The following is a 24,837-nucleotide window of genomic DNA, read 5'->3' on the forward strand; positions in this document are numbered from 1 at the left end:
GCAGCCTACCATAATCGTTTAAAAGGACACGCATGACCCGATTCATTCAGCTATTCACTGGCGTTCTGCTCCTGGCCGCCGCTGCCTGCGCCTCGGCCGCCACCGTCGAAGTCCGCGTTACGGCGGTGGAGGGCGGCAAGGGCACGCTCAGGGTCGCCGTCTGCGACAGGGAACGCTTCCTCAAGCAGTGCGCCTACACGGCATCGAGCCCCGCGCGCGAGGGCGAGAACGTGATCGCCGTGCCGAATGTGCCGAAGGGCAGCTGGGCCGTGCTGGTCTACCAGGACGAGAACGGCAACGCTGAGCTGGACCGCAACCTGATCGGCATCCCGAAGGAGAATTACGGTTTCAGCCGCGATGCACGCGGCAAGTTCGGGCCGCCGGGCTTCGACGACGCGGCCATCGAGGTCAAGGATGAGGTGACGGTGGCGTCGGTCCGGCTGCACTGACGAGCGATGGCGAGAGGACCAGGGCGATCAGCCAGCCCAGGAAAGAGAACCCGCGCCAGACACCGAAAAAGCAGAACAGGTAGACGGCAAACTGGGCAGGCTGGAAGCTGCGCAGCGGGGGCAGGCCGGCTGCGTCGAGCAGATAACGCGTCGTGAAAGCGGTCATGAAGCTGACCACCAGAATGAACCACCACTTTTTTTCGAGCCGGGACATCGTGTGTTCCTGAGTTGAGTGAGACGCGTGCAGCGCGCCTGCGCGCCACGGACGAGCAACGACTGGCATTATTGCCCCCATTACCCTTGGGAGCAATGGAAGATGTGGTGGGAGCAAAGCTGGATCACGATACAGCAGGAATTCTCGGACCTGGGCGACGCCCACGACATCACACGCGTGGTGGTGCGCCTGATCGTCGCCGTGGCACTGGGCGGCCTGCTGGGCTATGAGCGCGAGTCGATCGGCGCGCCGGCGGGGCAGCGCACCCACATGCTGGTGGCGCTCGGCTCGGCGATCTTCGTCCTGATCCCGCTGCAGGCCGGCATGAAGATCGAGGACCTGTCGCGCGTGCTGCAGGGCGTGACGGCGGGCATTGGCTTTCTCGGCGCCGGCGCCATCCTCAAGCTGCGCGACCGCAACGACATCAAGGGCCTGACCACGGCCGCCAGCGTGTGGCTGACCGCGGCCGTCGGGGTGGCGGCCGGGATGGGCCGGGAGACCACGGCGGTGGTCAGCGCCGTGTTCGCGTTCGCGATCCTGTCCCTGCTGCGGCGCAAGGACAAGGACTGAGCACCCGCCCGCCAGGGCTCAGGCGAGGTAGGGCTGGTAGACGATCCCGTCGCGCATCTGGCCGACCAGCAGATCGTGCAGCTCCGGGCTCTCGCTGATCGCCGCCAGCACCTGGCCTTCGGTCGCGCCCTTCTGCATCACCTCGAGCCAGTAGGCGTAGCCGCCCGGGTCGGGCGCGCGGTGCAGCATGTGCTCGTACACCTTGACCAGGAAATCCTCCGCGCTGCGCGTGGCGCCGTACATCTTGACGAATTCGGGCGCCCTGGTGAATTCCGTCGCCACGTCGACCAGCGAAGTGCCGCGGTCCAGCGCGGACAGCCAGAAGCCCAGGCCACCGACGTCGGGCACGCGGTCGAAGGCGGCCGCGTACAGCTGGTAGGCCTTGCCGGCGGTGCCGTCGATGTCGAGCGCCAGTGCGCCGTCGGCAAACAGCAGGCGCTCGATGCCGGCCAGGGTGTCGCTGCCTTCGAGGCCGGCCTTGTCGGTGACCAGCAGGCCGGCGCCCGCCTGCGCGATCGTGTAGCCGGCCCGCGCCCCTTCATAGGCGGCCGTATCGCGTCCGGCGCCCCCATCCAGGCGGTCGTCGCCGCCGCCGCCGCGCAGCAGGTCGTTGCCGGCGCCGCCGCCGATGCTGTTGGCGACGGCATTGCCGAGGATAAGATCGTTGCCCGAGCCGCCGATCGCGTTTTCGATCACGGTGCCGATGTCGATCGTGATCTGGCCCTGCGCGGTGATCGTCTCTGCCTTGGCGCCCACATGGCTCCAGTCACCCTGTTCCAGCGACAGGGTCAGGTCCTGGGTCTGCGCCGCGCCGTCGATGGTGTCGTTGCCGCCGCCGTCGCCGATCATGAGGTAGTCGCGGCCGATCGTGTAGCGCGTATCGTCGCCATGGTAGCCGCTCGCCGCGCCGTAGACGTACTGCAGGGCCGCGATGTCGAGAGGGCTGAAGGTGCCCGGATTGCGCTCGATGCCGGTGTAGCTCATGATCGAATACAGCACGTTGTCGTCCGCCTTGGGCAGGAAGGGGCCGAGGTCCGGGTGGCCGAGCGAATCGTCGGCGGCGAAAGGGTGCTTCAGGCCGAGCGCATGGCCGATCTCGTGGGTGACGACGCGCATGAATTCATGGCCATTGTCAAGCGCGGGCGAGAGCGCGAGCGGGGAGGTGGCGATCAGTACCCGGCTGCCCGCGCCGGCCGGCTGCAGCGCATAGCCCCAGCCGGCCGAGTCTTCCTGCTTGTTGTTGGCGAAGACGATGGTGCCGTCGCCCTCGGTATCGGTGGTCTCGACGAAGTGCACGTTCAGCACGGTCTCGATGTAGGCCAGCACCGCCTTCGTATAAGTGATCTGGGTGGCGTTGAAGGGCTTGAAGCCGCTCCCGTCGTCGGCGCTGAAGAAGCTCGGCGGCGTCTGCGCGAAGGCATAGCCGATCGTGTGCGCCGGCCCGAGCGTCGCGGCGACGAAGGGCACGCCGTCGAAGACCAGGGCATCGATCCAGTAAGGCAGCTTCTTGACGCCCGGCGCCCAGGTCCAGTCCTCGATCGTCGGGTCGGTCTTGTACCAGTCCACCCGGATCGTGCCGCTGTCGTGGCCGCCGGAATCGAAGATCAGGTCGGTGGGGCTATGGATCTCGTAATGGTCGTCGCCCTCGCCGCCGACCAGGGCGTTCAGTCCGCTGCCGCCGTCGAGGCTGTCGTTGCCGCCCTCGCCCAGCAGGAAGTCGTCGCCATCGCCGCCCAGCAGGGTGTCGTTGCCGCTGTCGCCTTGCAGGTAGTCGTCGCCGGCGCCGCCATCGAGCAGGTCGGTGCCGCCATTGCCGACGATGTCGTCGTCGCCGGCGCCGCCGTGGATGTCTTCGTTGGCCGGGGTGCCCTTCAGGCTGTCGTCGAAGGGCGTACCGTCGATGCGGATCGAGCCGATGGGCGGAATGGAAATGGTCACGCTGCCTCCTTGCTGGGAAAACATAAGGATATCCCGTCTTGCCCAGGGGAAAATCCGCGCTTTGTCACCTTTATTCGATTAATCCCGGTTTGGCGCGTCCATGGGGAACAGGTGCCGGAACGGGCGCGCCTCGTCCACCGCGCGGGCGAAGGACGGACGGGCCAGCAGCCGTGCACGGTAAGCGCGCAGCACGGGAAAGTCTGCCGTCATCGGGTGGACCCAGTCCGCATAGAACAGCGAGGGCGCGGCGGCGCAGTCGGCCAGGCTGAAGTCCTCGCCGGCAGCCCAGTTCTTGCCGATGAGCCGCTGTTCAAGCCAGGCGTAGGCCCAGGCCAGCTTTTCCGTGGCGTGCGCAAGGCCCTCGCTGCGCTTGGCGGCATCGCCGCTCAGGGCGCCGGCGACGGCATGCTGGACGGGCGACATGACATGCAGGTCGAAGAAGCGGTCGAGGAAGCGCACATCCAGCGCGGCCATGGGATCGGCCGGGCGGGGGCGCTTTCTTCAGGGTTCGGACGGAGGGATGGCCACTCTAACCCGAGTTGGCGTATGCTTGTCAATTCAACCATCATGAGAGGGTGCAACGATGCCGCGTCTGACCGCCACCGATTTCGATCCTGAAGTGCTGAAGCTGTTCGACGGCTATGTCCACGGACGCCTGTCGCGCCGCGACTTCCTCGCGCGCGCGGGACGCTACGCGGTCGGCGGCGCCACTGCGGCCACCTTGCTGGCCCAGCTGTCGCCATCCTTCGCCGCGCCCATGGTGGCGGCAAGCGACGCGCGCCTGAAGACCAGCTACCAGGAGTTTCCTTCGCCGCAGGGCTACGGGACGGTGCGCGGCTACCTGGCGATCCCGGCCAACGCCAGGGGCAAGCTGCCGGTGATCCTGGTAGTGCACGAAAACCGCGGCCTGAATCCGCACATCGAGGACATCGCCCGCCGCCTGGCGCTGGAAGGCTTCATCGCCTACGCGCCGGACGCGCTGTTCCCGCTCGGCGGCTATCCCGGCGACGAGGACAAGGCGCGCGCGCTGTTCCCCAAGCTCGACCAGGGCAAGACCCGCGCCGACTTCATCGCGGCCTTCCACGCGCTGGCCGCGCTGCCGCAGGCGACGGGCAAGGTGGGCGTGGTCGGCTTCTGCTACGGCGGCGGCATCGCCAACTACCTGGCCACCCAGCTGCCCGAGCTGGCCGCGGCCGTGCCTTTCTACGGCTCCCAGCCGAGCCCGGCCGAGGCGGCGAAGATCCGCGCGCCGTTGATGATCCACGACGCCGGCAAGGACGAACGCATCCTGGCCGGCTGGCCCGCCTACGAGGCCGCGCTGCAGGCCAACAAGGTGAACTACCAGCACTTCGTCTACGCCGGCGCCGAGCACGGCTTCAACAACGACACCACGCCGCGCTACGACGAAACCGCAGCCAAGCTGGCATGGGGCCGTACGGTGGCCTTCTTCAAGGAAAAGCTGGGCTAAATTAATTCGGGGTCAGAGCACTTTTTATGGATATATCCCTGCGCATCTTGCCAAAAAAAGTGCTCTGACCCCGATTTGAGGCAAAACAAAAGGCACCCGAGGGTGCCTTTGCTTTTGGAGAGTGGATCGCTTAGACGTAGGCGGCCAGTGCCGTTTTCATCTTCTTCAGCGCTGCCGTTTCGATCTGGCGGATGCGCTCGGCCGACACGCCGAACTCTTCGGCCAGCGTGTGCAGGGTCGCGCCCGAGCCGTCGTCGTTGGCCAGCCAGCGTGCTTCCACGATGCGGCGCGAACGCGGATCCAGCTTGCCCAGCGCCGTTTCGATGCCTTCCGATTGCAGGCGCACCACGTCGTTGGCTTCCAGCACCTTGGTCGGCTCCTGCTGATCCGAGGACAGGTAAGCGATTGGCGAGAACTTGTCGTCTTCGTCGTCGGTCGGCGCTTCCAGGGCGATGTCGCGGCCCGACAGGCGGGTTTCCATCTCGACGACTTCTTCGCGTTTTACGCCAAGCATCTGCGCCATATCGGCGACCTGCTGCGGCGACATGGCGTCCAGGCCCACTTTGTTGCTGCGCAGGTTGAAGAACAGCTTGCGCTGGGCCTTGGTCGTCGCGACCTTCACCAGACGCCAGTTCTTCAGGATGTATTCGTGCATCTCGGCCTTGATCCAGTGCATGGCGTACGAGACCAGGCGGACGCCCTGGTTCGGATCGAAACGCTTGACTGCCTTCATCAGGCCGATATTGCCTTCCTGGATCAGGTCGGCGTGCGGCAGGCCGTAGCCGAGGTAGCCGCGCGCGATCGAGACCACCAGGCGCAGGTGCGACATCACCAGCTTCTGCGCGGCGTCCAGGTCGTTCTTATCCCGCAAGCTCTTTGCCAGCGAGACCTCTTCCTCGTGGGACAGCATCGGCAGACGGTTGACGGCCGAGATATAGGCGTCGATATTGCCGAGATTGCCGGTGAAACCCAGTCCCAGAGCACGGGTGCCAGCGGGAACCAATGCGGATTGTGCGGACATAGTCATATTCCCTCGTAGAGTATTCTGTGCTGCATCGTCAATGTGCCCGAAAGAGTGCCCCGAAGGCGCAATTCTTACGGCTTGTTACGGGATGCGAGACAGTGGTTAGACGTAATATTAGCACTCTCTTGAGGTGAGTGCTAGCAGCCTCCATATCCCCGACGACGTCCTTAAGTCCTGCCAAAGTATTGCTTCTGGGAATCGATTTTTTGTCTCGATTCAACTGTAGAGCAGATGTGAGCGTTACCGTTGATACGGGTCAATCGTGACGCTCGTATTATTTGAATTCGGTAGAAGACAGGTTAAGCGCGCTGTGGTGGGAGGTCTGTGAAGTGGCGCACTTACATTTGTAGGCGTATATCCCGTCTCCGCCGTGGATTTTTCTGGCCAACGGCGGATGGGATAACAAAAATTTAACTAGTTCAAGCGCGCCAGATGCCGCTGCACCGACAGCATCGCCCCCACCAGCCCGAGCCCGGCGCTGATGGCCAGCAGCCCGGCCAGGCCCAGCGGCGGCAGCGCCGACAGCTGGAATTCCGAGGCATACAGGCGCGCGAATTCGGCGATGGCCGCATTTAGCGGGTGCAGGGCCAGGGACACCGCACCCAGGGCCACGGCGCCGGCACACAGGCCGAGCAGGGCGCCCGTGTAATAGAAGGGGCGATGGATAAAGTTGTCGGTCGCGCCCAGCAGCTTGGAGACGGCGATCTCGTCACGCTGGGTCAGCACCTGCAGGCGGATGGTGTTGAACACCACCGCGATCACGACCACGCCTAAAGTGATCGCCAGCAGCAGCAGCACCAGGCGCAGCACGCCCAGCAGGGCAGCCAGGCGCTTGACCCAGGCCGAGTCGACCTGCACGGAGTCCACGCCCGGCAGCGTTTTCATCTGCTCGGCGATGCCCTCGACGCGGGCAGCCTCGGCCGTACGGCTGGTGAAGCCTTCCAGCTTCATCACATAGCTGTCCGGCAAGGGGTTGTCGCCCAGGGTCTCGATGACGTCGGTCAGGCCGCTCTTGGCCTTCAGGTTTTCCAGCGCCTGCTCGCGCGGCACGAAAACGATCTTGGCGTGGCTGCCGTTCAGGATCTGCCGCAGCTGCGGCGCCAGCGCCTGCGCCTGCTCGCGCGGGGCATCGGTCTTCATGAACAGGCTGATCTCGGGATCGACCGAGAGCTGTTCCGACATCGGGCGCACGTTGTCGAGCAGGGTCACGCCGGCAAAGGGCAGGGCCAGCGCCACCGCCACGACCAGCACGTTGAACAGGAAGCTGCCCGGCGTCTTGCGCACCTGGCCGAAGGCCGCGCCGAGGGCAAAGCGGTGTTGGCGGAACCAGATATTCATGACGCACCCCCGGCCGCGGCCTCCACCAGTTCGCCATGTTCGAGGCGGATCACACGCGCGGCGGCGTCCAGGATCTGCTCGTCGTGGCTGGAAATCACGCAGGTCACGCCGGCCGAGTGGAAGGCGTGCAGGGCGTCGATCACGCGGTCGGCCGCGGCGCGGTCGAGGTTCGCGGTCGGCTCGTCGGCCAGGATGATCTGCGGACGGTTGACGATGGCGCGGGCGATGGCCACGCGCTGCTGCTCGCCACCCGACAGTTCCAGCGGCATCGCTTTGGCGCGGTCGAGCAGGCCGACCTTGTCGAGCGCGGCTCGTGCCCGCTGCTCGGCCTGCGCGGACGAGGCGCCGGTAACGATCAGCGGCAGCATGGTGTTCGCCAGGATGGTCCGGTCGTTCAGCAGGCGCTGCTGCTGGAAGATCAGGCCCAGGTTACGCCGCAGGAAGGGCACGCCGGCCTTCTTCAGTTTGCCGATGTCGTGGCCGCTGACGATGACGCGGCCGCTGGTCGGACGCTCGACGGCGGCGATCATCTTCAGCAGCGTCGACTTGCCGGCGCCGGACGGACCGGCCAGGTAGACCAGCTCGCCCTTGGCGATGCTGAACGACACATCGCGCAGGGCAAGTGCGTCGGCGGAATATTTTTTGGAGACGGACTGGAATTCGATCATCTGGCCTTATCCCAGCAGCGCCTCGGCGAACTCGTCGGCGCTGAAGGGTTGCAGGTCCTCCAGCTTTTCGCCGACGCCGATGAAGTACACCGGCACCGGGCGGGTGCGCGCGATGGCAGCCAGGATGCCGCCCTTGGCCGTGCCGTCCAGCTTGGTGATCACCAGGCCGGTCAGCTGCAGGGCGTCGTCGAAGGCTTTGACTTGCGCCAGCGCGTTCTGGCCGGTGTTGCCGTCGATGACCAGCAGCACTTCGTGCGGCGCGGACTCCATGCCCTTGCCGATCACGCGTTTGATCTTCTTGAGCTCTTCCATCAGGTGCAGCTGGGTCGGCAGGCGGCCGGCGGTATCGACCATGACCACGTCGACGCCGCGCGCGCGGCCCGACTGCACCGCGTCGAAGGCGACCGCGGCCGGGTCGCCGGACGCTTGCGAGATCACGGTAACGTTATTGCGCTGGCCCCAGACCATCAGCTGCTCGCGGGCGGCGGCGCGGAAGGTGTCGCCGGCGGCCAGCAGCACCGACTGCTCGAAGCGCTGCATGTGCTTGGCCAGCTTGCCGATCGTCGTGGTCTTGCCGGCGCCGTTGACGCCCGCGATCATCATCACCAGCGGCTCGTGGCGGCCCAGTTCCAGCGGTTTTTCCAGCGGGCGCAGCATATCCACCAGCAGCGACTTCAGCGCGGCCTTGACGGCGGCGGCGTCGAGCAGCTTCTCTTCCTTGACCTTGCGGCGCAGGTTATCCAGCAGATACTGGGTGGCGTCCATGCCGGCGTCCGACATCAGCAGGGCCGATTCCAGCTCTTCGTACAGGTCTTCGTCGATGCGCGCGCCGACGAACAGCAGGGACAGGTTGTTCGAGGTCTTGGACAGGCCGGCCTTCAGGCGCGCCATCCAGGATTTCTTTTTCTCGAGCTCGCTGCCCGGACGCTCGGCGGTCTCGGGGAAGAGCTGGCCTTCGTAGGCATTCGAGAGGACGGCGGCTTCCTCGGCGATTTTCGTGGCGACCGGATCGGGCACCTCGGCCTCGCGCGCGGCCGGCTCTTCCGGCTCGGGCGCCTGCCCGGCGGTCTCGGGCGCGGGTACGAAGGTATCGTCGCTGGCGCCGAACAGGCGGCGCAGGAAGCCCGGCTGGGCGGGCGCTTCCGCAGGCGCTTCGGCGGCAGGCGCGGCTGCGGCGGACTCGGCCTGGACGGACGTCTCGGCTTCAGGTTTTTTCTTTTTGAAGAAACTAAACATGGATGGTGTCGGGGAGGAGGACTGCATGCATATGCCCGATTTCGTCGGGCATGTCAACGATCGCGGTATTCTACCAGAGCGCTGCGACTAAGCCCCGTCCGGACATGGCTGCCAGGCAAGCCTGCATACGCGGGAATGCAAGGGCATGACGTGCGACAGCTCATCCATATTGTCGCTAGAATGCTGCTCATCAGTTCTTATATCAATACGTTTGCTGGAAAACCGGCGGCGACTGATATAAATTGTGAGCTTCTAGAAAAAAAGCGTCTTCCCTCAAGGGCTTATCGTGAAGATTCTGTCCAGGTACCTCAAGCGACTCATTTCCGGAGACGAAGTGACAGGCGGTAACGCGGCCTCGCTGCGCAATATCGTCGTCTGGCTGTTCATCGCGCTGGTCGCCGCATTCCTGACCCACCCTTCGAGCGATCCGCGAAGTAATGACACGCCGGTGCCCTGGCCGGCTGAGCTGGGACTCGACAGCAATCTCGGCTATTGAATCGTCAACGGCCAGCCGGCCATTAGCTTGCGTTTCCTCAAACCGGGGTCAGACCCCGAAATTTGTCATGAGCCCCTGGGCAATTTCCAAAATCCGGGGTCTGACCCCGGTTTGAGGCAAGACAAAAGGTAGCGTGGGCTCAGCTTGACTTGGCCGCCTCGGCGTTCTTGCGGATCGTCTCCAGTGTCGCGCCCGGCGTGATCAGGTTGCCGTCGTAGCGCAACTCGATCACCGCCGGCAGCTTCTGTTCGTTCGTGAAGGCCACCGCGCGCTGCAGGGCCGCCGCGAAATCGGCGGTCTTTTCCACGACCTCTCCCTGGCCGCCATAAGCTTGCGCCAGCGCTGCGAAGTCCGGGTTGTGCAGCTCGGTGCCCGAGACGCGGCCCGGGTACTCGCGCTCCTGGTGCATGCGGATGGTGCCGAACATATTGTTGTTGAAGACGATCAGGATCAGGCCGGCGCGGTACTGCACGGCGGTCGCCAGTTCCTGGCCGGTCATCATGAATTCGCCGTCGCCGGCAAAGGTGACCACGGTGCGCTGCGGATCGACGATCTTTGCCGCCACACCGGCCGGCACGCCATAGCCCATCGCGCCGCTGGTCGGGGCCAGCTGGGTGCGCATCGCGCCGTAGCGCCAGAAGCGGTGCGCCCAGGTCGCGTAGTTGCCGGCGCCGTTGGTGATGATGGTGTCGTGCGGCAGGGCGGCCTGCATGTCCTGCACCAGCTGCCACAGGTCCAAGGGTGCGCTGCCATCCTTGAAGATCGGCGGCTGTTCCTGCCAGGCGCGCAGCTCGGCCTTGGCTTCCTCGACGGTGTGACGCCAGGCGGCCGGATCCACCGGTTCCATCGCCGCCAGCATATGCGCGGTTTCCGGCGCGCCGCCGGCGATCATCAGCTCGGCCTGATACACGCTGCCCAATTCTTGCGGGTCCGGATGGATGTGCACCAGGCGCTGCTTCGGCACCGGCGACGCCAGCAGCGAGTAGCCGCTGGTCGTCATCTCGCCCAGGCGCGGACCGAAGGCGATCAGCAGGTCGGCTTCCTTCACGCGCGCAGCCAGCTTCGGATTGATGCCGATGCCGACGTCGCCGACGTAATGCGGGTGATCGTTGTCCAGCAGGTCCTGGAAGCGGAAGGCGCAGGCCACCGGCAGGCCGTTCGCTTCGGCGAACTTCTGCACGTCGGCGCAGGCTGCATCGGTCCAGGTGCCGCCGCCCAGCAGCAGCAGCGGCTTTTTCGCTTCGGTCAGCATCGTTCGCAGCTGAGAGATTTGCGCGGACGAAGGCGAAGCCTGCACCGGCTGGTAGCGGCGCGTGTCGGCCACTTCGGCTTGTGCGATCAGCATGTCTTCCGGCAGCGCCAGCACCACCGGACCCGGACGGCCGCTGGTCGCGACCTGGAAGGCGCGCGCCATGTATTCGGGGATGCGGTCGGCGCGGTCGATCTGCGCCACCCACTTGGCCATCTGCCCGTACATGCGGCGGTAGTCGATTTCCTGGAACGCTTCACGATCCATGAAGTCGGTGCCGACCTGGCCGATGAACAGGATCATCGGCGTGGAATCCTGATAGGCCGTGTGCACGCCGATCGAGGCATTGGTCGCGCCCGGGCCGCGGGTGACGAAGCAGATGCCGGGCTTGCCGGTCAGCTTGCCGTAGGCCTCGGCCATGAACGCCGCGCCGCCCTCCTGGCGGTTGATCACGAAGCGGATGTTCGAGTCGTGCAGGGCATCGAGCACGTCGAGGTAGCTTTCGCCGGGCACGCCGAAGGCGGTGTCCACGCCGTGGACCTGGAGTGCATCGACCAGGATCTGGCCGCCGCTGCGGGAGGGGTGGGTCATGGTGCGTCGTCCTTGTAGATTTTGCTATCCGGACATTCTAGGCAAGCTTGGGGCAGGTGGCTTTTGAAATGGCGACACAAACTTACAGAAAACGCAGCGATTACAGCCGGTGGGGACGCGCATCGGGTACAATTCGGGCTGTGAAGCAGGCCAGACAGCCGCTGGCCGGTACCGCAAGGTACTGGCGGGAGGAAGGTCCGGACTCCACAGAGCGGGGTGACGGTTAACGGCCGTCCGCCGAAAGCCGGCGCAAGCCGGTATAAGGCGAGGAATAGGGCCACAGAGACGAGCGTATTAAGTTACGGTGAAACGCGGTAACCTCCACCTGGAGCAATTCCAAATAGGCACGCGTTGATGTTGCTCGCGGAGCGTGCGGGTAGGAAGCTTGAGCGCCGGAGTAATTCGGCGCCTAGAGGAATGGCTGTCATAGAGGCGTCCCGCAAGGGAGACCACTACACAGAATCCGGCCTATCGGCCTGCTTTACATTTAATTCTCGGTCACGACGATGGACTACATCCTCGCCCTCGACCAGGGCACCACCAGCTCGCGCGCCATCCTGTTCGACCGCCAGGGCCAGGTGGCGGCTAGCGCCCAGCACGAATATCCCCAGCATTTCCCCCAGCCCGGCTGGGTCGAGCACGATCCGCTCGATATCTGGAACAGCCAGCTCGCCTGCGCGCGCGAGGTGCTGCAAACGAGCGGCATCGACGCCGGCCAGGTGGCCGCGATCGGCATCGCCAACCAGCGCGAAACCACGGTGGTCTGGGACCGCCGCACAGGCGAGCCGCTGTGCCACGCCATCGTCTGGCAGGACCGGCGCACCGCGGAGCTCTGCGACGCCCTGCGCGCCGACGGCCACGCGCCCCTCATCCAGCGCAAGACGGGCCTCGAACTCGACGCCTATTTTTCCGCCACCAAGCTGCAATGGCTCCTGACCCACGTCCCCGGCGCGCGCACCCGCGCGGAGCGTGGGGAACTCGCCTTCGGCACCGTCGACAGCTGGCTCGCGTATAAACTGACGGGCCGCCACGTCACGGACGTCAGCAACGCTTCTCGCACCATGCTCTTCAATATCAACAGCCTGCGCTGGGACGAGGAGTTGCTGGCGCTGTTCGGCGTGCCGGCGTCGATGCTGCCTGAGGTGGTGGCCAGCAGCGGGCAGGTTGGCGTCACCGATGAAAAATGGTTCGGCCGCGCGATCCCGCTGGCGGGCATTGCCGGCGACCAGCAGGCCGCGACTTTTGGGCAGGCCTGCCACCGCCGCGGCATGGTCAAGAACACTTATGGCACCGGCTGTTTCATGCTGATGCACGCGGGCGATGCGCCGCCCGTCTCGCACAATCGCCTGCTGTCCACGGTCGGCTGGACCATCGACAAGCACACCGATTATCTATTGGAAGGCAGCGTCTTCATGGGCGGCGCCACCGTGCAGTGGCTGCGCGATGGCCTCGGCATCATCAAGCAGTCCGCGGACGTCGAGGCGCTGGCTTTATCGGTGCCGGACAGCGGTGGCGTGATGCTGGTGCCGGCCTTCGTCGGCCTCGGCGCGCCGCACTGGGACGCCTATGCGCGCGGCACCATCGTCGGCATGACGCGCGGGACGACTGGCGCCCACATCGCGCGCGCCGCGGTGGAAAGCATCGCCTACCAGAGCGCCGAGCTGCTGGCCGCGATGCAGAAGGACGCCGCTTGCGCCGTGCACGAAGTGCGCGCGGACGGCGGCGCGGCGCGCAATGACATGCTGATGCAGTTCCAGGCCGACCTGCTGGGCGTGCCGGTGATCCGCCCGCGCGTTACGGAGACGACGGCGCTGGGCGCGGCCTACCTGGCCGGCCTGGCGACCGGCTTCTGGTCTTCAGTTGAAGAGATTGCGGCACAGTGGCAGGCCGAGCGCCGTTTCGAGCCGCGGATGCCGGCGGCGCGCCGCGAGGAGTCGATGGCGCGCTGGGCGAAGGCGGTGGCGCATGCGAAGGGCTGGGCCCTAATCTAGCGCCGATACCAGCGAGAACATGTGGGCATCGACCGCCCTGCCACGCAGCTGCAGGCGCTTGCGGGCAAGGCACTCGTGCACGGCGCCCGCCTTGCGCGCCACTGCGATGCTGGGCAGGTTCCCGTCCGCGATGACGATCTCCACGCGCGACAGCTTCCATTCCTCGAAGGCGTACCTTGCCAGCGCGTGCACTGCGGCCAGCGCCGCTCCCTGGCGCTGCTGCGACGCCCGCACCCAGTAGCCCAGGTTGCAGAAGCCGTTCACGGTATTGAACTGGTTCAGTCCCGCACCGCCGGCGAGGGTCTCGCCGTCATCGAGGAAGATGCCGAATTCGTGGGCGCTGCCGTTGGCGCGGGCCGCATCGCAGTACGCGAACCAGGACAGGGCTTCGTCCTCGCTATAAGCGGCATGGCCCCAGTTCATCCACAGGCCGAGGCTGGCCATCGATTCGCGCACCGCTTCCGCGAACGCGGGCGCGTCCGCCGCAGTGAAGGGACGAAGCAGGAAGCGGCCGGTAGTCATCTGGGTCATGCCGCGATTATAGGTTGGGGTAGCCGAGCCGTGCGAGCCGCTGCGGGCGGATAGGGCACAATCGCAGCAAACCAATCCCGCAGGAGCCGCTTTGAAAGCCTTCTTCTCCGCCGTCCACGCCGTCATGGCCGTGCTCTTCATCGCCATCTCCTTCCTGTTGATGGTGATGGCGGCGCTGACCGGTTGGAAAGCCGTGGGGGCCGAGCTGTCCGAAGGCGCCGAACATGCGATCGAGGCGATCGGCCTGCTGGCCATCGCCGTGGTCTCGCTGCAGATCTCGCAGACCATCGCCGAAGAGGAAGTCATCCGCGACGCCCACATCAGCGCGCCGACGCGCGTGCGCCGCTATCTGTCGCGCTTCATGGTCGTGGTGGTGGTGGCGCTGTCGATCGAGGGCCTGGTCGGTACCTTCAAAGCCCTGCACGAAGTGCCGGAACTGCTGCCGCACGCGGCCTCGGTGCTGGTCGCGGCCGGCTTCCTGCTGGCGGGCTGGGGGCTGTTCATCCGCTTCAACAAGGAAGCCGAGCTATTGGAACCGGAGGCGATGGAAGAGGCGAAAAGCGAGGATGTCAAACTCGAAGAGAAGAGTTAATATGTTCCGCAAGACCCTCAAAGGAACTGCGATGCGCCACCGGAACCTGATCATGCCTCTCATCTTCGTGATTGCCGGCAGCGCCGGTGTTCCAGCCACTGCCGCCGAGCAGGCCGCACCGCTGCAGCCGGGCGAGATCGGCTCGCTGGCCGATCTGCCGCACGACATCCGCACCGTCATCGGTCCCGACGTCGCCGACCGCGGCGGCGCCTTCGCCGCCGGCTGCGTCAGCACCAACGGCGAACCGCACAGCCGCTTCGCCGGCGCCCGCCTGAACGGCGACACCGCCCAGGTCACCATGGAATATGGCGGCATCGCCCACTACTTCGATACGCTCGACTTCCGCCAGGTCAATGGCCGCTGGGTGCATGTGCCAAAGCCGTCGCAGAGCGTGGCGGCACGCGCACAGGGGAAGTAAGGCGCTCTCAAGCCCCGTTGGCGGGACCGCGCCCGGCGGTATAGCCCCGTAGCTGCTCCTGCTGGCGCTGGTCCAGGCAGCGGAAGGGAATCGGGATGCCCCCTGTGGCGAACATCAGCAGGTAGCCGCGCTCGTAGCGGCGCACCATCTGCACCTCATTCCAGCGCCGTTCAAAGCTGCCGAGCCGTGACGTACGCGCGATGCCTTCGCCATCGATACGGAATTCGCAAACCGGCATGCGGCGCTTTTTCAGGAAGAAGACCGGCGGGGCGATCAGCGCGACCCAGAGGTCCAGCGTGATCGGCAGCGAGAGGAAGGACAGGGCGCCGAAGGCGGCGAATGTATTCCTGGCCCAGCCCGGGTCCAGCATCCATGCGGTAAGAAAGGCGAACACGCTGAATTCCAGCGGTATCCAGGTCTGGCGCAAGCGCTTCGCCTTCGGCGTGTGACGCATGATGAAGCCGAGGTGGGCGCGCAGGATGCTCATGTATTCGGCCAGCGTGTACGAGACGCTGAAGCGAATAGCCGGCGCATCCGGCGGCGGCGCGGCATCGCCGGAGGGCGGCGAGTCGATCGTCAGTTCGGTACTGGCAAAGGTTTTCTGTTCCTGCTGGACGATCTGCATGGCCACCTCCTTGCGGTAAGGGGGCTGGGGGTGGCCGGTGCCGAACATGTCGATTCCATATTGATCAGTGGTGTCCGGCAAGTGGGGGGCCTTCTGTATATTGCAATAGAGTAAACACCCTTGGATTTTTAACCTCGCGCTTCACGGAGCGCGGCCACTTGGCTACTGAGGTCGCGGCATGTCTGGGCATGAGTTCGCCTACATCCATACCGATGGCCAGGGCAGCCCGTGGCGCGCACCGATGAGGCGGGCAAGGTGGTCAGCTGAACGTGCTACGTAGTCGATACGGGCAGGCTATCTGTCTCCCCACGCAGATCTAAAATCAAAACCCGATCCGCCCCTTCCAAGGCGTTTGCTTGACCCGAATATCTCCCGCAAGCACATGCTCCCGCCCATCCGCCACCGCATACCCCAGCCCATCCAGTAAAGCCTTGCGCAAATCCCGCGGCGACACCCCCGCCAGCTTGTCCAGCACCACATCGCCCAGTAGTGGATCGAAGCCACCCAGATTCAATTCACGCAGCAGCCCCGCATACATCCGCTGCGCAATCCCAGCCGCCTGCTCGGGCGTCGGCGCCGGCACCTCGTACACCGCCATCCGGTTCAGCAGGGGATGCGGAATCCCCTCGATCGAATTCGCCGTCAGCACCCAGAAGATCTGCGAGGCATCGATGTCCACGTCGATGAACTCGTCGCGAAAAGCACACGCGGTCTCCGGCTCCAGTAATTGATACAGCGCCGCCAGCGGATCGGACTGCGAGGACCCGGTTGCCTTCTCGACCTCGTCCAGCACGATCACCGGATTGGCGAACTGCCCGCGCACCAGGCGCTCGGCCACTTTGCCGCATTTGGCGCCGCGCCAGCTGGCCGAGCTGCCGGTAATGACGAAGCCGGCCGAGAGGGCGTTCATGCTGATCAGTTCGCAGTCGGTCTGCATGACCCTGGCCAGGCGCTTGGCGAAGTGGGTCTTGCCGACGCCCGGGCCGCCTAATAGAAGGATGGGCATGACGTTGAACCCTCGAATTTCTCCTCCCTTGCCGGCGTGGGCCAGGCGCAAATAGCGCGCCAGGTCGTCCAGCACTTCGTCGAAGTTGGGGCATTCCTCGAACAGCGGATCGAGCGCGGCGATGGAAGAGGGGGTGGTGACGAAGCGTTCGGCGCCGGTCTCGAGCATGCGTTCGTAGAACGCGTCGAGCTCAGGCGAGCGTCCGCGGCTGCGGTCGAGGGCGCCCTGCACCTCGTGGAGGTCGTAAACGGCGCGGGTCCGGGCGATTGTAATGCTCACGGCGGTCCTCCTGCGCAGGCTGCGCCTGCGAGTTAGTACATGCTCACTCACACCTTGCGTGCTGCTGGGTGATCGCTTGAATTCATCCTAACCCGCCCCGCATGAATCTGCAATTCCACCGAACCGTATCATCCGCGCTGCATGGAGCGAATGGGTCTACTGCCAGTAAAAAGTTGCGGCTGATCAAACGTGAAACCCATGTGTATACATGAGCTGACACATGCACTCTCTAAGCTAAGTCCCTAATTTTGCTCAACATTTTTACTTGAGGTAGCTTCAGGGAAGTGCGCTAAGTCATTGGTTTCATTAGCAATTTCGCGGTTTTCAAAAGGTGAATTCGCTTGACCAGTGACAATGCTTCCTCTAAAGTGGGAAACGGTGGCAAAAAGTGCAGTTTTGTGGGAGAAGCGAAGTGGCAAATGCGATCTCCCCGGCGCCTAAAACTAACAAACTGATAATTCTCCAAAACTAGGTAAATACGTGTTTCAGGGCGCGTCTGCGATCAATCTCGATGCAAAGGGACGGATGTCAATACCGTCCAAGCACCGTGACGCCTTGTTGCAGCAGTGCGAAGGCCGTATGACGCTCACGAAACATCCGCAGGGTTGCCTGTTGTTCTTCCCGCGCCCGGTGTGGGAAGAGCACCGCGAACAGATCGCCGCCTGGCCGATGTCGGCCCGGTCGTGGCAACGCATTTTCCTGGGTAACGCCTGCGATGTCGAGTTGGACGGGTCGGGCCGGGTGCTGATTTCGCCCGAATTGCGCAATGCGGTTGGTTTGGAGAAGGAAGTGATGATGCTCGGGATGGGCACCCATTTCGAGATCTGGGACGCCGTGAAACTGGCCGCAGACGAGGCCCTGGCCGTCGCTGGCGGCATGCCCGATGTCCTTTCCAATTTCTCCTTCTAAGGCACCGCATGAACGCTATTCCGGTGCCTGAATTGCAGCATCGTACGGTGCTGCTGGATGAAGCAGTCGATGCGCTCGGCCTCGAAGGCGCGCGCGCATCCGGTACATATATAGATGGCACCTTCGGCCGCGGCGGTCATAGCCGGCTGATCCTGTCGAAGCTGGCGCCGGATGGCCGCCTGATCGCTTTCGACAAGGATCCCCAGGCGATCGCCACTGCCGAGCAGATTGGCGATCCGCGTTTTTCGATCGTGCACGACAGCTTTGCGACGATGGTCGAGGCGCTGGCCGAGCGCGGCGTCACGCAGGTCGACGGGATTCTGCTGGATCTCGGCATTTCGTCGCCGCAGGTGGACGACGCCAGCCGCGGTTTTAGCTTCCGCAATGACGGTCCGCTGGACATGCGGATGGACACGACACGGGGCATTTCCGCCGCCGAGTGGCTGGCGACGGTGCCGGAACAACAACTGGAAAAGGTGATTCGGGATTATGGGGAAGAACGGTTTGCTTTTCAGATTGCAAAGGCGATTGCTGCTCGCCGGTCAGTCGAGCCAATTTCAAGCACACGACAGCTTGCCGCAATCGTGGCAAACGCGGTCAAAACCCGGGAGAAAGGCAAGGACCCGGCAACCCGCACCTTTCAAGCTGTCCGGATTTTCATCAATAAAGAGCTTGAGGACCTTGAAGCAGGTCTGAACGCGGCCTACGAACTGCTCGCGCCCGCCGCGCGCATGTCGGTCATCAGCTTCCATTCGCTGGAAGACCGCATGGTCAAGCAGTTCCTGGCCTCGAAGGCGAAGGTCGAGCAACCGGACCGCCGGCTGCCGATCCGCGCTGTCGATCTGCCTCAGCCCTTGATGAAGCTGATCAGCAAGACCAAGCCGTCCGGCCCCGAGGTCGAGGCCAATCCGCGCGCCCGTTCGGCGGTGCTGCGCGTGGCCGAGCGCCTGGGAGCGACTGCCGAAGGGAGTCGCGCATGACCGGCAAGATCAACGTGGTGCTGGCCGGCCTGCTGGTCGGCTGCGCGCTGTCGGTCGTCAACGCCCGCTACCAGCGCAACCACCTCGTCAACGACATCGAAAAACTGTCGACCCAGCAGCGCCAGCTCGACATCGACTGGGCCCAGCTCCAGCTCGACCAGTCCACCCTCGGCAAGAACGAACGCATCGAGCAGATCGCGCGCGTCAACCTGAACATGGCGCCCCTCAGCCCGGCGCGCACCCAGTACCTGACGGAAGGCAGCAAATGAGGTCGACCGCCAGCTCGTCCCGCTCCAATTCCCGCGTCGCCGCCTCCAAGGGCGTGGCTTTCTCGAAGAGCCCGGTGCTGGCCGTGCGCCTGCCGGACTGGCGCTCGCGCGTCGTGCTGTTCGTCCTGTTCGCCGCCTTCGCGGCGCTGGCCGGCCGCGCGGTGTGGGTGCAGGTCGCGGACAATAAATTCCTGCAGGAGCAGGGCGCCAACCGTTACATGCGCACCCAGGAGCTGCCGGCCACGCGCGGCAAGATCTTCGACCGCAACGGCATGGTGCTGGCCTCCTCGCTGCCGGTGAAGTCGGTGTCGATCTTCACCGAAGACTACAAGGCCAACCCGGCCTCGCCGGAAAAGGTGCGCGAGCTGGCGCGCCTGCTGGAGATGCCGGAAGCCGAGCTGCAGAAGAAGCTGAACTCGAACCGCAGCTACGTCTACCTGAAACGCCAGGTCGAGATGGACGTCGTTGCCCAGATCGAGAAGCTCGACATCGACGGCATCGACACCCGCAAGGAATACAAGCGCTTCTACCCGCAGGGCGAGGTGATGGCGCACATGGTCGGCTTCACCAACGTCGAGGACGTCGGCCAGGAAGCGATGGAACTGGCGCAGCAGAAGTCTCTCGCGGGCCAGCCGGGCAGCCGGCGCGTGATCAAGGACCGCCTGGGCCGCATCGTCGAGGACGTCGGCATGTCGCACGAGCCGCACGACGGCAAGGACCTGACCCTGTCGGTCGACAGCAAGCTGCAGTACATCGCTTTCAACAGCATCAAGAACGCGGTCGAGAAATTCCATGCCAAGGCCGGCGCCGCAGTGGTGTTGGACGTACACACCGGCGAGGTGCTGGCGCTGGCCAACTGGCCGACCTACAACCCCAACAACCGCGCCCACCTGACCGGCGAGCAGCTGCGCAACCGCGTCATCACCGACACCTTCGAGCCGGGTTCGACCTTCAAGCCCTTCACCGTGGCGCTGGGCCTCGACAAGGGCCTGATCACGCCGAAGACCATGATCGACACCGGCAACGGCCGCTTCATGGTGACCGGCAAGGTGATCCGCGACACCCATCCGCACGGCGTGATCGACATCGGCACCATCATCCAGAAGTCGTCCAATATCGGCACCACGAAGATTTCGCAGATGATGTCGGCCCAGGAGATGTGGGAGATGTTCACCAAGGTCGGCCTGGGCCAGGCGCCGCGCTTCGGCTTCCCGGGCGCCGTGGCCGGCCGCGTGCGTCCGTACAAATCCTGGCGCCCGGTGGAGCAGGCCAACATGTCCTTCGGCCAGGGCATCTCGATGTCGCTGCTGCAGCTGGCGCGTGCCTACATGATCTTCGCGCGCGACGGCGACATGATCCCGCTGTCCTTCCAGAAGATCACCGAGAAGCCGGTCGGCCAGCAGATCATCTCGCCGAAGACCGCAGCCCAGATGCGCGTCATGCTCGAATCCGTGGTGAGCCCGGAAGGCACGGCGCCGCAGGCACAGATCGCCGGCTACCGCGTGGGCGGCAAGACCGGCACCGCGCAGAAGGTCATCGACGGCCGCTACTCGCAGACCCACTACGTCGGCAACTTCGCCGGCATGGTGCCGATGTCGAATCCGCGCTTCATCATCGCGGTGATGATCGACGACGTGAGCGGGCTCTACCATACCGGCGGCGCGGTGGCGGCGCCGACCTTCGCGACGCTGGCGGCGAATGCATTAAGGGCGGCGAACGTGCCGCCTGATTCAACGGTCACGGACATCATCATCCCCGAACACCCATTCGAGGAGAGCAACTGATGAACCTGAGCGAGATCTGCCAGTGGATACGAGCCGCCGCACCAGGCGGCCGTCTCGTTTCCGACTCGCGCCGCCTCAAGCGCGGCGACGTGTTCTTTGCCTATCCAGGCGAAGGCGCGGCGGACGGCCGCAACTACATCGCGTCTGCGCTGGAGAAGGGCGCCGCCGCGGTGGTGTATGAAGCACGCGATTTCGCCTGGCGTGAAAGCGCCGATGTGCCGCACCTGGCCGTCGAGAACCTGAAAAAGAACGCCGGCGCCATCGCCCACGCCTGGTACGGCCAGCCGGACGCCGGCATGTTCACCGTCGGCGTGACCGGCACCAACGGCAAGACCTCGATCGCGCTGTGGACCGCGCAGGCGCTGGCCCGCCTGGCCAGCGTGGGTGAAGGCGTGGGCGTCATCGGCACGCTTGGCGTCGGCCTGGTGCGCGCCCGCGTCGAAGCCGAATTCGACGCCACCGGCTACACCACGCCGGACGCGGTGCTGCTGGCGACCCGCCTGGCCAGCCTGCGCGATGCCGGCGCCGGCGCGCTGGCGATCGAAGTCTCGTCGATCGGCCTGGTCGAGGAACGTACTGCCGGCATGCATTTCGACGTCGCCGTGTTCACCAACCTGACCCGCGACCACCTGGACTACCACGGCGACATGGCCAGCTACGAAGCGGCCAAGCGCAAGCTGTTCGAGTGGCCGGGGCTGAAGCACGCGGTGCTGAACCTGGACGACCCGGCGGGCAGCCGCATCGCCGCGCACCTGCGCGCGCAGCGTCCGGAAGTGGCGGTCACCGGCTACACCACGCGCGGCGAAGACGAGCAGCCCGCGCCCGAAGGCGTGGCCATCCTGCGTGCCAGCCAGCTCCGTTCGCGCCCGGCCGGCACCGAGTTCACCGTCGATACGCCCGCGGGCAGCGCGCTGGCGCGTACCCGCCTGGTCGGCCACTTCAACGTCAGCAATGCGCTGGCGGTGCTGGGCGTGCTGCTGGCCAAGGGCGCGCCGCTGCGCGCCGCGCTGGACGCGATCGAAACGCTCGAACCGGCGCCGGGCCGCATGCAGCAGATCGGCGGCGCCGACGCACCGCTGATCGTGATCGATTACGCGCACACGCCGGACGCGCTGGAAAAGGCGCTGGGCGCGCTGCGCCAGGTGGCGCACGAGCGCGGCGGCCAGCTGTGGTGCGTGTTCGGCTGCGGCGGCGATCGCGATCCGGGCAAGCGCCCGCAGATGGGCGCCATTGCCCAGATGGCAGAGCACGTGCTGGTCACCAGCGATAACCCGCGCAGCGAAGAGCCGCGCGCGATCATCGAACAGATCGTGGCCGGCATGGACCCGCACCACCCGAGCTCGAACTACCAGGCGATCGAAGACCGCGCCGCCGCCATCCTGTCGGCGGTGAAGCACGCCGGCAAGCCGGACGTGATCCTGCTGGCCGGGAAGGGGCACGAGCCCTACCAGGAAATCAAGGGCCGGAAAATGCCGTTTTCCGATGCCGACCATGCCGCGCTGGCCTTGACTGCGCGGCTGACGATGATGAGGACGAATTAATGCAAGGATCGCTTCAACAGCTGACCGCTTCGATTGCCGGCGCCCGCATGACGCGTGACGCCGCTTTCGAAGGCGTGTCGACCGACAGCCGCTCGGCCCCGGCCGGCGCGCTGTTCGTTGCGCTGCGCGGCGAAACCTTCGATGCGCACGACTTCCTCGACCAGGTCGCGGCCAGGAATGTGGCCGCCGTGGTGGTCGAAAAGCTGCCGGAGAACTTCCCGCTGCCGGCGCTGGTGGTGCCGGATACGCTCGTTGCCCTGGGCCGCATCGGCAATGCCTGGCGCAGCCAGTTCGCGATGCCCGTCATCGGCGTCACCGGCAGCAACGGCAAGACCACGGTCAAGGAAATGATCGCCTCGATTCTCGCCGCGCATGTGGGCGAGGACGCGCGCCTGGCCACCCAGGGCAACCTGAACAACGAGATCGGCGTGCCGCTGACCGTGATGCGCCTGAGCGCCGCGCACAAGGCCGCGGTGGTCGAGCTGGGCATGAACCATCCTGGCGAGATCGCCCGCCTGGCCGCGATCGCGGCGCCGACCGTCGCGCTGGTGAACAATGCGCAGCGCGAGCACCAGGAGTTCATGCACACCGTGGAAGCGGTGGCGCGCGAGAATGGCTCGGTGCTGGCGGCCTTGCCGGCGGATGGCGTGGCGGTGTTCCCTGGCGACGATGAGTACACCGCGCTGTGGCGCGAGCTGGCTGCTGGCAAGGATGTGCTGACCTTCGGGCTGACCGAAACGTGCGATGTGCGTGCAACGTATACCGTAAACAGTTTCGGCGCTGACCTGGTCGTTAGCGTAACCCCGTCATTCCCGCGCAGGCGGGAATCCAAGTTTGGCGCCGCAGACGCGCATAAAAACTTGGATTCCCGCCTTCGCGGGAATGACGGAGAAGCGAGCGGGAATGACGTGCAAACGTTCACCATCAAACTTTCCGCCGCGGGTGAGCACAACGTAAGAAATGCCCTGGCCGCCTGCGCCTGCGCACTGGCCGCCGGCATCCCGGTCGACGCCATCGTGCGGGGCCTGGAAGCTTTCGCGCCCGTCAGCGGCCGCCTGCAGCGCAAGCAGGCCGTGAACGGCGCCACCGTGATCGACGACTCCTACAACGCCAACCCGGATTCGGTGCGCGCCGCCATCGACGTGCTCGCCCAAAGCGCCGCGCCGCGCATCCTGGTGCTGGGCGACATGGGCGAAGTCGGCACGCAGGGACCCGAGTTTCACGAAGAAATCGGTGCTTACGCGGCAAGCCGCGGCATCGAGTCCGTGCTCGTCACCGGCGCCCTGGCGCGCCACGTGGCAGGCAAAGGCACGGGCGCGCAACACTTTGAGCAGTTCGACGATTTATTGGCAGCACTGGATAAGCAAATGCGGCAACTGGGCAGCAAATCCGACGCAACTGTGTTGGTGAAGGGCTCGCGCTTCATGAAAATGGAACGCGTGGTCCAACATCTCGTTCAATCACAAAACACCGGCAAGGATTCTCACTAAATGCTTCTCTGGCTTGCACAATACTTCCAGGACTATATCGGTCCGATGCGGATTTTTAACTACATCACCTTCCGCGCGGTGTTCGCGACCATTACCGCGATCGCCATCGGCCTGCTGTGCGGCCCGGCGGTGATCCGCAAGCTGACCGCGCTGAAGGTCGGCCAGGCGGTGCGCACCTACGGCCCGCAAACCCACCTGGCCAAGCACGGCACCCCGACCATGGGCGGCGTGCTGGTCCTGATCGCGATCGGCTTCTCGACCCTGCTGTGGTGCGACCTGTCGAACCGCCTGATCTGGCCGGTGCTGGTGGTGACCCTCGGCTTCGGCGCGGTCGGCTGGGTCGACGACTACCGCAAGGTGGTCTACAAGGACCCGGAAGGCATGCGCTCGGGCGAAAAATACTTCTGGATGTCCCTGATCGGCATCGCATCCTCGCTCTACCTGGCGTTCTCGGTCTCGGCCGCGACCCCATGGGAAGTGGGGCAGCTGTTCTTCGCCTGGGTGCAGTCGGGCTTCTCGATGAACCTGCCGCCCAAGGCCGACCTGATCGTCCCCTTCTTCAAGACCATCAGCTACCCGCTGGGCGTGTGGGGCTTCATCGCGTTGACCTATTGCGTGATCGTGGGCGCCTCGAACGCCGTCAACTTCACCGACGGTCTCGATGGCCTGGCCATCATGCCGACCGTGATGGTGGGCGGCGCGCTGGGCCTGTTCGCCTACCTGACTGGTAATGCGACCTATTCGAAATACCTGTTCATCCCGCACATCCCGGGCGCCGGCGAACTGCTGATCTTCTGCGGCGCGATGGCGGGCGCGGGCCTGGCCTTCCTCTGGTACAACGCGCACCCGGCGCAGATGTTCATGGGCGACGTCGGCGCGCTGGCGCTGGGCGGCGCGCTCGGCACCATCGCCGTCATCGTGCGCCAGGAAATCGTCCTGTTCATCATGGGCGGCGTGTTCGTGGCCGAGACCCTGTCCGTGATCATCCAGGTGAGCTGGTTCAAGTACACCAAGAAGCGCTACGGCGCCGGGCGGCGCGTGTTCCTGATGGCGCCGCTGCACCACCATTTCGAACAGAAGGGCTGGAAGGAAACCAAGGTCGTGGCGCGCTTCTGGATCGTGACCATCGTTTTGGTCCTGATCGGCATCTCCACGCTCAAACTGCGTTGAAACTGCGATAA

At 65.1% G+C, this 24,837-nt stretch carries 24 protein-coding genes, 1 other RNA gene and 1 pseudogene; 15 read left to right on the top strand and 11 right to left on the bottom strand.

From position 1 onward, the window contains the following. Positions 1-32: 32 nt before the first annotated feature. Complete coding sequence (locus tag LQV39_RS03635; protein WP_230020380.1) at positions 33-449, top strand: DUF2141 domain-containing protein; 417 nt, start codon at positions 33-35, stop codon at positions 447-449. Here the strand turns inward: LQV39_RS03635 and LQV39_RS03640 are convergent. Next, positions 409-663 carry a hypothetical protein gene (locus LQV39_RS03640; RefSeq protein WP_230020381.1) on the bottom strand — a complete coding sequence of 85 codons (255 nt, stop codon included), beginning with the start codon at positions 661-663 and terminating at the stop codon, positions 409-411. The two genes, LQV39_RS03635 and LQV39_RS03640, sit on opposite strands and share 41 nt — an antisense overlap. A 102-nt stretch (positions 664-765) precedes the next feature. Between LQV39_RS03640 and LQV39_RS03645 the strand changes: the two genes are divergently transcribed. Then, positions 766-1,233 (top strand): MgtC/SapB family protein, encoded by a 468-nt coding sequence (locus LQV39_RS03645; protein ID WP_230020382.1) that lies wholly within the window; start codon positions 766-768, stop codon positions 1,231-1,233. 18 nt (positions 1,234-1,251) lie between these two features. On the opposite strand, the gene LQV39_RS03650 is transcribed toward LQV39_RS03645, so the two are convergent. Together LQV39_RS03650 and LQV39_RS03655 are read right to left on the bottom strand one after the other, a co-directional pair. Then, the gene (locus LQV39_RS03650; protein WP_230020383.1) at positions 1,252-3,171 is read right to left on the bottom strand and encodes a DUF4214 domain-containing protein; all 1,920 of its coding nucleotides are present in this window, start codon (positions 3,169-3,171) and stop codon (positions 1,252-1,254) included. A gap of 78 nt (positions 3,172-3,249) precedes the next feature. Then, positions 3,250-3,657, bottom strand: a pseudogene (locus tag LQV39_RS03655) (glutathione S-transferase family protein); the annotation flags it as partial. Between the two features lie 97 nt (positions 3,658-3,754). Here LQV39_RS03655 and LQV39_RS03660 point away from each other — a divergent pair. Continuing rightward, complete coding sequence (locus LQV39_RS03660; protein ID WP_230020384.1) at positions 3,755-4,639, top strand: dienelactone hydrolase family protein; 885 nt, start codon at positions 3,755-3,757, stop codon at positions 4,637-4,639. 130 nt (positions 4,640-4,769) lie between these two features. Here LQV39_RS03660 and rpoH read toward each other — a convergent pair whose 3' ends face one another. From rpoH to ftsY, 4 genes are all read right to left on the bottom strand, one after another. After that, entirely contained in the window at positions 4,770-5,660 is an 891-nt protein-coding gene (rpoH, locus tag LQV39_RS03665) for an RNA polymerase sigma factor RpoH (protein ID WP_230020385.1), read from the bottom strand. A gap of 417 nt (positions 5,661-6,077) precedes the next feature. Next, positions 6,078-7,001 (bottom strand): permease-like cell division protein FtsX, encoded by a 924-nt coding sequence (ftsX, locus tag LQV39_RS03670; RefSeq protein ID WP_230020386.1) that lies wholly within the window; start codon positions 6,999-7,001, stop codon positions 6,078-6,080. Further along, a complete protein-coding gene (locus LQV39_RS03675; protein ID WP_230020387.1) occupies positions 6,998-7,669 on the bottom strand; it encodes a cell division ATP-binding protein FtsE in 672 nt (223 codons plus the stop codon). Before LQV39_RS03675 ends, ftsX begins: the two co-directional genes overlap by 4 nt. Positions 7,670-7,675: 6 nt before the next feature. Beyond that, entirely contained in the window at positions 7,676-8,905 is a 1,230-nt protein-coding gene (ftsY, locus tag LQV39_RS03680) for a signal recognition particle-docking protein FtsY (protein ID WP_230020388.1), read from the bottom strand. A 334-nt stretch (positions 8,906-9,239) separates the two neighbouring features. Here ftsY and LQV39_RS03685 point away from each other — a divergent pair, with 334 nt between their 5' ends. Then, the gene (locus LQV39_RS03685) at positions 9,240-9,401 is read left to right on the top strand and encodes a hypothetical protein (RefSeq protein ID WP_230020389.1); all 162 of its coding nucleotides are present in this window, start codon (positions 9,240-9,242) and stop codon (positions 9,399-9,401) included. Between the two features lie 139 nt (positions 9,402-9,540). Here the strand turns inward: LQV39_RS03685 and LQV39_RS03690 are convergent, their stop codons facing one another. Further along, positions 9,541-11,241 carry a thiamine pyrophosphate-binding protein gene (locus tag LQV39_RS03690; protein WP_230020390.1) on the bottom strand — a complete coding sequence of 567 codons (1,701 nt, stop codon included), beginning with the start codon at positions 11,239-11,241 and terminating at the stop codon, positions 9,541-9,543. Between the two features lie 142 nt (positions 11,242-11,383). On the opposite strand from LQV39_RS03690, the gene rnpB reads away from it, so the two are divergent. Both rnpB and glpK read left to right on the top strand, forming a co-directional pair. Further along, positions 11,384-11,728: RNase P RNA component class A (gene rnpB, locus LQV39_RS03695), an RNA gene on the top strand. 19 nt (positions 11,729-11,747) lie between these two features. Beyond that, complete coding sequence (gene glpK, locus LQV39_RS03700; RefSeq protein WP_230020391.1) at positions 11,748-13,232, top strand: glycerol kinase GlpK; 1,485 nt, start codon at positions 11,748-11,750, stop codon at positions 13,230-13,232. Here glpK and LQV39_RS03705 read toward each other — a convergent pair. Next, positions 13,224-13,763, bottom strand: coding sequence for a GNAT family N-acetyltransferase (locus LQV39_RS03705; protein WP_230020392.1), 540 nt, complete (start codon positions 13,761-13,763; stop codon positions 13,224-13,226). The genes glpK and LQV39_RS03705 overlap by 9 nt on opposite strands. A 124-nt stretch (positions 13,764-13,887) precedes the next feature. On the opposite strand from LQV39_RS03705, the gene LQV39_RS03710 reads away from it, so the two are divergent. Then, positions 13,888-14,355, top strand: a complete 468-nt coding sequence (locus tag LQV39_RS03710; protein ID WP_374199401.1) for a hypothetical protein — start codon at positions 13,888-13,890, stop codon at positions 14,353-14,355. A 52-nt stretch (positions 14,356-14,407) separates the two neighbouring features. Beyond that, on the top strand, positions 14,408-14,773 hold the full coding sequence (locus LQV39_RS03715; RefSeq protein ID WP_230020394.1) for a hypothetical protein: 366 nt from the start codon (positions 14,408-14,410) through the stop codon (positions 14,771-14,773). A gap of 7 nt (positions 14,774-14,780) precedes the next feature. On the opposite strand, the gene LQV39_RS03720 is transcribed toward LQV39_RS03715, so the two are convergent. Both LQV39_RS03720 and LQV39_RS03725 read right to left on the bottom strand, forming a co-directional pair. Then, positions 14,781-15,479, bottom strand: coding sequence for a YcxB family protein (locus tag LQV39_RS03720; protein ID WP_230020395.1), 699 nt, complete (start codon positions 15,477-15,479; stop codon positions 14,781-14,783). Positions 15,480-15,720: 241 nt separating this feature from the next. Next, positions 15,721-16,683, bottom strand: a complete 963-nt coding sequence (locus LQV39_RS03725; protein ID WP_230020396.1) for an AAA family ATPase — start codon at positions 16,681-16,683, stop codon at positions 15,721-15,723. Between the two features lie 480 nt (positions 16,684-17,163). Between LQV39_RS03725 and mraZ the strand changes: the two genes are divergently transcribed. The 7 genes from mraZ to mraY are packed head-to-tail and all read left to right on the top strand — an operon-like array spanning position 17,164 to position 24,826. Beyond that, positions 17,164-17,592 carry a division/cell wall cluster transcriptional repressor MraZ gene (mraZ, locus tag LQV39_RS03730; protein WP_230020397.1) on the top strand — a complete coding sequence of 143 codons (429 nt, stop codon included), beginning with the start codon at positions 17,164-17,166 and terminating at the stop codon, positions 17,590-17,592. An 8-nt stretch (positions 17,593-17,600) separates the two neighbouring features. Next, positions 17,601-18,572 (top strand): 16S rRNA (cytosine(1402)-N(4))-methyltransferase RsmH, encoded by a 972-nt coding sequence (gene rsmH, locus LQV39_RS03735; protein WP_230020398.1) that lies wholly within the window; start codon positions 17,601-17,603, stop codon positions 18,570-18,572. Further along, positions 18,569-18,841, top strand: coding sequence for a cell division protein FtsL (ftsL, locus tag LQV39_RS03740; protein WP_230020399.1), 273 nt, complete (start codon positions 18,569-18,571; stop codon positions 18,839-18,841). The genes rsmH and ftsL overlap by 4 nt, the downstream gene beginning before the upstream one ends. Then, positions 18,838-20,625, top strand: coding sequence for a penicillin-binding protein 2 (locus LQV39_RS03745; protein ID WP_230020400.1), 1,788 nt, complete (start codon positions 18,838-18,840; stop codon positions 20,623-20,625). Before ftsL ends, LQV39_RS03745 begins: the two co-directional genes overlap by 4 nt. Then, positions 20,625-22,166: a UDP-N-acetylmuramoyl-L-alanyl-D-glutamate--2,6-diaminopimelate ligase gene (locus LQV39_RS03750; RefSeq protein ID WP_230020401.1), complete on the top strand. Its 1,542-nt coding sequence runs from the start codon at positions 20,625-20,627 to the stop codon at positions 22,164-22,166. The genes LQV39_RS03745 and LQV39_RS03750 overlap by 1 nt, the downstream gene beginning before the upstream one ends. Further along, positions 22,166-23,656, top strand: a complete 1,491-nt coding sequence (gene murF, locus LQV39_RS03755; protein WP_230020402.1) for a UDP-N-acetylmuramoyl-tripeptide--D-alanyl-D-alanine ligase — start codon at positions 22,166-22,168, stop codon at positions 23,654-23,656. The genes LQV39_RS03750 and murF overlap by 1 nt, the downstream gene beginning before the upstream one ends. Further along, positions 23,657-24,826 carry a phospho-N-acetylmuramoyl-pentapeptide-transferase gene (mraY, locus tag LQV39_RS03760; RefSeq protein WP_230020403.1) on the top strand — a complete coding sequence of 390 codons (1,170 nt, stop codon included), beginning with the start codon at positions 23,657-23,659 and terminating at the stop codon, positions 24,824-24,826. Positions 24,827-24,837: the final 11 nt, after the last annotated feature.

The organism is Massilia sp. Bi118 (genome assembly GCF_918697865.1).
GTDB lineage: Bacteria > Pseudomonadota > Gammaproteobacteria > Burkholderiales > Burkholderiaceae_D > Telluria.